Annotated in this window: 6 protein-coding genes; all 6 read right to left on the reverse strand. The window is 73.0% G+C overall.

Going from position 1 to position 6,139, the window contains the following annotated elements:
* Positions 1–8: 8 nt before the first annotated feature.
* Positions 9–173 carry a DUF6126 family protein gene (locus ACFW1I_RS10825; protein ID WP_384668581.1) on the reverse strand — a complete coding sequence of 55 codons (165 nt, stop codon included), beginning with the start codon at positions 171–173 and terminating at the stop codon, positions 9–11.
* A 21-nt stretch (positions 174–194) separates the two neighbouring features.
* On the reverse strand, positions 195–824 hold the full coding sequence (locus ACFW1I_RS10830; protein WP_384668584.1) for a helix-turn-helix domain-containing protein: 630 nt from the start codon (positions 822–824) through the stop codon (positions 195–197).
* 77 nt (positions 825–901) lie between these two features.
* Entirely contained in the window at positions 902–2,287 is a 1,386-nt protein-coding gene (locus tag ACFW1I_RS10835; RefSeq protein WP_384668587.1) for an aspartate aminotransferase family protein, read from the reverse strand.
* A gap of 10 nt (positions 2,288–2,297) precedes the next feature.
* Positions 2,298–3,314 carry an adenosyl-hopene transferase HpnH gene (hpnH, locus tag ACFW1I_RS10840; RefSeq protein ID WP_384668590.1) on the reverse strand — a complete coding sequence of 339 codons (1,017 nt, stop codon included), beginning with the start codon at positions 3,312–3,314 and terminating at the stop codon, positions 2,298–2,300.
* A gap of 7 nt (positions 3,315–3,321) precedes the next feature.
* Complete coding sequence (locus ACFW1I_RS10845) at positions 3,322–3,978, reverse strand: 1-hydroxy-2-methyl-2-butenyl 4-diphosphate reductase (protein ID WP_384668592.1); 657 nt, start codon at positions 3,976–3,978, stop codon at positions 3,322–3,324.
* Positions 3,978–5,996, reverse strand: coding sequence for a squalene--hopene cyclase (gene shc / locus ACFW1I_RS10850; RefSeq protein WP_384668595.1), 2,019 nt, complete (start codon positions 5,994–5,996; stop codon positions 3,978–3,980). The genes ACFW1I_RS10845 and shc overlap by 1 nt, the downstream gene beginning before the upstream one ends.
* Positions 5,997–6,139: the final 143 nt, after the last annotated feature.

Consider the following 6,139-nt stretch of genomic DNA (forward strand, 5'->3'; position numbering starts at 1 on the left):
GGGACCGGCTACTGGCTCTGCCCGCCGAGCATGAAGAGCAGGTACAGGAAGCCGGCGAAGAGGTGACCGGCGATCAGGTACGCGAAGAGGCGGAGCACCAGCCCCTTGGGGAACTTGCCCTCCCCGCGCTCCTCGCCGGTCACCGGGGCGGAATGCACTGACTTGTCGGACATGTCGGTCAACCCTTCGGGGGCTCAGACGGGATGCGGGGCGCCGCCGCCCAGGCACAGCTCGGCGGCGGGGCTCTGCAGGAGGGTGTGGACGAACAGCACCTCGGCGCCGGCCCGGCCGGCCGCGCCGATCCGGTGCGGGGTGAGCGAGTCGAAGTGCGCGCTGTCCCCGGGATCGAGCAGGTGGACGGTCTCGCCGAGGGCGAGCCGGACCTGCCCTTCGAGGACGTGCAGCCACTCCTCGCCGGGATGGACGCGCACGATGTCGGCCCGGGTGGCGTACGGCACGTGGACGCGCAGGCACTGCATGGCCCGGCCGGCGCCGCCGGCCTGCCGGTAGATCCAGCCGTCGGCCTCGACCGGATCGGAGCGGTCGGCCCGGACCACCGGGTCGCGCTCCGGCGGGGTCTCCCCCAGCAGCTCGGCGACCGTCGTACCGTAGATACGGGCGAGGGCCAGCAGCATCGGCAGCGAGGGCTGCCGGTTCCCGGTCTCCAGGCGCGAGAGGTGCGCCGGGGAGAGCCCGGCCCGTTGGGCGGCGGCCTCCAGGGTGAGCCCCCGGCGCCGGCGCAGGGCCCGCAGCTGCGGGGCGACGTCGGGCACGAGGTCGGGGGCGGCGGTTTCCGGGGCGGAGCCCCGGGGGACGTGGTCCATGCGTCCATTCCGCCAGGAACGTGCCTCTGAGGCAAGTTTCTTGCCTCAGAGGCAAAAACCTTCGGGAGGGACCGGGCTCAGCGCTGTGCGACCGCCTGCTTGACCAGTGTCTTCCCGAAGTCCCAGAGCAGCCCGCCGCCCCCGTGGGCGTCCTCCATGACCGCCGTGAAGGCGGTGACGAAGCGGTCCACGTCCGCCTCGTCGATCACCAGCGGCGGGATCAGCTTGATCACCTCCAGGTGGTCCCCGGAGACCTGGGTGAGGATCCGGTGCCGCTGGAGCAGCGGCACCACCACCATCTGCGCGAAGAGCCCCTTCCGGGCCGTCTGGAGCATCGCCCACCGGCCGCGCAGCCCCAGCGAGCTCGGCCGGCCGAACTCGATCCCGATCATCAGCCCCCGGCCGCGCACCGCGTGCAGCAGCTCGTACCGGGGCACCAGCTCCTCCAGGCGGCCCTTCAGCAGCCCGCCGACCCGCCGCACGTGCGCGACCGTCCCCTCGGACTCCATCACCGAGAGCACCGCGAGCCCGGCGGCCATCGCCTGGGCGTTGGAGCCGAAGCTGGCCGAGTGGACCAGGACCCGGTCCATGGAGGAGTAGACCTTCCGGAAGATCCAGTCCCTGCCGAGGGTGGCGCCGACCGGCACGTACCCCCCGGAGAGCGCCTTCGCCACGCAGACCAGGTCCGGCTCGACCCCGTCCTCGTGCTGGTACGCGTAGAAGTCGCCGGTCCGGCCCAGGCCGGTCTGCACCTCGTCGGCGATCAGCAGCGCCCCGTGCCGGTGGAGCAGCTCCTGGGCGGCGGCGAGGAAGCCGGGCGGGGCCTCGTGGACGCCCTTGCCCTGGATCGGCTCGACCACGAAGCCGGCCACGTCGCCCTTGCGGAGCTCGCGCTCCAGGGCGTCGAGGTCGCCGAGCGGGATCGCGGTGTCCGGGAGCAGCGGGTCGAAGCCCGCCCGGAAGCCCTTCTCGCCGTTGACGGAGAGCGCGCCGGTGGTGAGCCCGTGGAAGGCGTGGTCGCAGTAGACGACCCTGGGCCGGCCGGTGGCGTACCGGGCGAACTTCAGCGCGGTCTCGACGGCCTCGGTGCCGCTGTTGCCGAAGAAGACCCGGTCGAGGTGGGGGCTGTGGGCGAGCAGCCGCTCGGCGAGCAGTCCGGGCAGCGGCGGGCAGTCGAAGCGGGTGAGGTCGGGGAGGTCCGCGTCGAGGACGTCGTGCAGGGCCTTGCGGACGACGGGGTGGTGCCGGCCGAGGCCCATGACGCCGAAGCCGGCGAGCATGTCGAGGTGGTCGTTGCCCTCGGCGTCCCAGAAGTGGGCGCCGGCGGCCCGCTCGTAGACCTTGTCGAAGCCGATGGTGTGCAGCATCCGCGGCAGCTGCGGGTTGAGGTACCGGGCGTGCAGCTCGTACCGCTCGCCGCCGCGTTCGGCGAGCAGTGCCCGCAGGTCGAACCCGTCGGTCATGGCCCGCCCCTCAGCTCCCCTGGACGGTCTCGCGGACCGCCCGCAGCGACTCCTTGAGCGAGCCCATGGTGGCGAGCACGGCGGTCGGTTCGTAGCCGCAGTGCGCCATGCAGTTGGCGCAGCGCGGGTCCTTGCCGCGGCCGTACTTGTCCCAGTCGGTCTCCTCGACGAGCTCGCGGTAGGTGGGGACGTACCCGTCGCTCATCAGGTAGCAGGGGCGCTGCCAGCCGAAGAGGGAGTAGTTGGGGATCGCCCAGGCGGTGCAGGGGAAGTCGGCCTTTCCTTCGAGGAAGTCGAGGAAGAGCGGCGAGTGGTTGAGCCGCCAGCGGCGCCGGTTGCCGCCGGCGAACGCCTTCCTGAAGAGTTCCCTGGTCTGTTCGACGCCGAGGAAGTGTTCCTGGTCGGGCGCCTTCTCGTAGGCGTAGGCGGGCGAGATCATCATTTCGTCGACCTGGAGGTCGTCGTTGAGGAAATTCAGCACCTCGATGATGGTCTGCGGGGTGTCGGTGTTGAAGAAGGTCGAATTGGTGGTGACCCGGAATCCGCGCCGCTTGGCTTCCTTGATCGCCGCCACGGCCTCGTCGAACACGCCCTCCTTCGCCACCGATTCGTCGTGGCGTTCGCGCAGTCCGTCGATGTGGACGGCGAAGGCGAAGTACGGGGAGGGGGTGAAATCGGCGAGCTTCTTGCGCAGCAGCATCGCGTTGGTGCAGAGGAAGACGTATTTCCGCCGGGCGACCAGCTGGCGCACGATCTCGTGGATCTGGGGGTGCATCAGGGGTTCGCCGCCGGCGATGGAGACCATCGGGGCGCCGGACTCCAGGACGGCGCCGACCGCCTGGGCGACCGGCATCCGCTGCTTGAGGACCCCGGCCGGGTGCTGGATCTTGCCGCAGCCCTCGCACTTGAGGTTGCAGGCGTAGAGCGGCTCCAGCTCGACGATGAGGGGGAACTTGTCCCGCTTGCGGAGCTTCTGTTCGAAGAGATAGGTCCCGACCCGGACGGACTGACGGAGCGGCATGGCCATGACCGGCTCACCTCCTGGGGAGCAGCAGAGAACGGTGCCATTCGAAGAAAGCGGGAAGGACGGCACGAAGGACGCGGAAGGCCGATATTCCCCCGCGCACCGTGCCGATCCGGACCAGTTCGTGTTCCGGGGCGTCCACGACCACCCGTACGGCGGCAACGGGCCGGGGTCCGGCGGCCCGTGCGGTACGGAGGGTGGCGGCGGACTCCATGTCGACGGCGATCGCCCCGCCGGCGGCCAGCGCGGCCCGTTCGGGGCCCCGCACCACGTGGTCGGAGCCGGTCAGCGGGCCGGTGTGCACGGTCCGCCCGGGCAGCGCCCGGGCGAGGGCCTTGACGAGGAGGTCGGTGCCGTCGCAGACGGTGGTGCCGCCGGGGCCGCGGGTCTCCTCGGCGACGACCAGGTCGCCGGGGTGCATCCCGGGGGCGAGCCCGGCGCAGAAGCCGGAGGCGATGACGGCGGCCCCGTCCCAGCCGTCGCGGCCGAGGGCCCGGGACACCCCGCGGGCGGCGTGGGCGGGTCCCATGCCGGTGCGGACGACCCTGACCGGGCCGGGCGCCTCCGCCCGGTCGCCGCCGCGCAGGGCGAGGCGCTCGATGCCCAGCGCGCAGGCGACCAGCAGCGGCGGCACGGTGGTTCCCGGTCCCCCGGGCGGGCGTTCCATCACCCCTCCCGGTGGAGGGTGGGCTCGCCGTGCAGGTAACGGCCGAGCGCGGTGAGCGGGAAGACCTGCCGGTAGAGGTGGTAGTTGATGGAGAAGTCCCAGGGGAAGCCGGTGCCGGTGAAGTACGGCTCGTCCCAGGAGCCGTCCTCGCGCTGGGTCTCGGCCAGCCAGGCCACGCCCCGGCGGACGGTCTCCGACTCGCGCTCGCCGGCGGCCAGCAGGGCGATGAGGGCCCAGGCGGTCTGCGAGGCGGTGGAGGTGCCCCGGCCGATCCAGGACCGGTCGTCGTACGAGCGCAGGTCCTCGCCCCAGCCGCCGTCCTGGTTCTGGACGGAGGCGAGCCAGGCGACGGCCCGGCGGACCGCCGGGTGGGAGGCGGGGATCCCGGCGGCGGCGAGGGCGGGGAGCACCGAGCCGGTGCCGTAGACGTAGTTGACGCCCCAGCGGCCGAACCAGGCGCCGTTGGGCTCCTGTTCGGCGAGCAGCCAGTCGATGCCCCGGCGGGTGCGGGGGTCCTCGGTCCGGCCCTCGTGGGCCAGCATCTCCACCACGTGGGCGGTGACGTCGGCGGAGGGCGGGTCGATGACCTCGCCGAAGTCGCAGAAGGGCAGCTTGTTCGGCAGGACGCCGGTGTTGTCTGCGTCGAAGGCGGCCCAGGCGCCGTTGCCGGACTGCATGCCGGCGGTCCAGCGGGCGGCGCGGCCGACGGCGGCGTCGACCCGGGCGGGGTCGGGGTGGCGGACCCGGCGCAGCGCGAGGATCACCTCGGCGGTGTCGTCGATGTCCGGGTAGTTGTCGTTGTGGAACTCGAACGCCCAGCCGCCCGGCGGGAGTCCGGGCCGGCGCACGGCCCAGTCGCCGGCCTTGGTGATCTCCTCGTCGAGCATCCAGTCCGCGGCCTTCACGAGGGCGGGGTGGTCGGCGGGCAGGCCGGCGTCGGCGAGGGCGATGGTGGCGAGGCAGGTGTCCCAGACGGGCGACTGGCACGCCTCGATCATGCGGACCGGGCCCTCGGGCTCCTCCCTCCAGACGGCGAACCGGTCCAGGGACTCCAGGCCGGCCCGCATGACCGGGTGCTCCAGGTCGTAGCCGAGCAGATGGAGGGCGATGACCGAGTAGACGGCGGGCGGCTGGATGCCGCCCCAGCAGCCGTCGTTCTCCTGCCGTTCGACGATCCAGCGGGAGGCGGAGTTCATGGCCGCCCTGCGCAGCCCGCGCGGGGCGAAGCGGTGGTAGACGTGCAGGGCCTTGTCGAGGCGCTGGAAGAGGCCGTCCCAGCCGGTGAGCGGCGCCAGCGGGCGCGGCGGCGCCGGCCGGTCGGGGTCGGTGTGCAGCTCGTCGAGGGGGAACGGCGCGGGGCGGACCGGGCGGTGCGCGGAGACGATCGTGAGCGGCACGATGGTCTGCCGGGCCCAGCAGCCGAAGTCGTAGATGTTGAGCGGGAACCAGGACGGCAGGAAGATCAGCTCGGGCGGCAGTTCGGGCAGGTCCTCCCAGCGCCACCAGCCGAAGAGCGCCAGCCAGATGCGGGTGAAGACGCGGGCGCCGGCGATGCCGCCGCGGTCCCGGACCCAGGCGGCGGCGCGGGCCATGTGCGGGGCCTCGGGCCGGTCCCCGGCGAGCCGGAGGGCGACGTACGCCTCGACGGTGACCGAGAGGTCGCCGGGGCCGCCGTGGAAGGTGGGCCAGGTGCCGTCCTCGTACTGCCGGCTCCGGATGTGGCGGGCGGCGGCCGCGAGGGTGTCCGGGTCGAGGATGCCGAGGAACCGGCGGAGCAGGAGGTCCTCGGCGTCCATGGTGACGTTGGTCTCCAGGTCGCCCTTCCACCAGCCCTCGGGGGCCTGGCGGGCGAGGAGGTGGTCGGTGGCCCTGCGGGTGGCGAGGGCGGCGGCCTCCTCCAGGAGCCCGGGGGCGGCGGCGAGGCCGTCCGCGGGGGTGGTGCGGTGTCGTGGTGTGGTGCTGGCCGCGGGCGCGAGGGGGCCCAGGGCCCCGGCGTTTCCGTCGGTCGTCGCTGTCATGGCTTCCCCTTCGTGCAGTCGGTTTCCTCTGCTCCTGCGGGTCTGCCGTGGGGCGGGCCCCGGGGGGCCCCCCCCGGGCGACGCCCCCCCTTACTGGGTGGGGGGGTGTATTTTTTACGTTCAGTCCTCTCTATGTCGCGCGG

Origin of the sequence: Streptomyces sp. NPDC058955 (assembly GCF_042741435.1) — a bacterium.
In the GTDB taxonomy this organism is placed as follows: Bacteria; Actinomycetota; Actinomycetes; order Streptomycetales; family Streptomycetaceae; genus Streptomyces.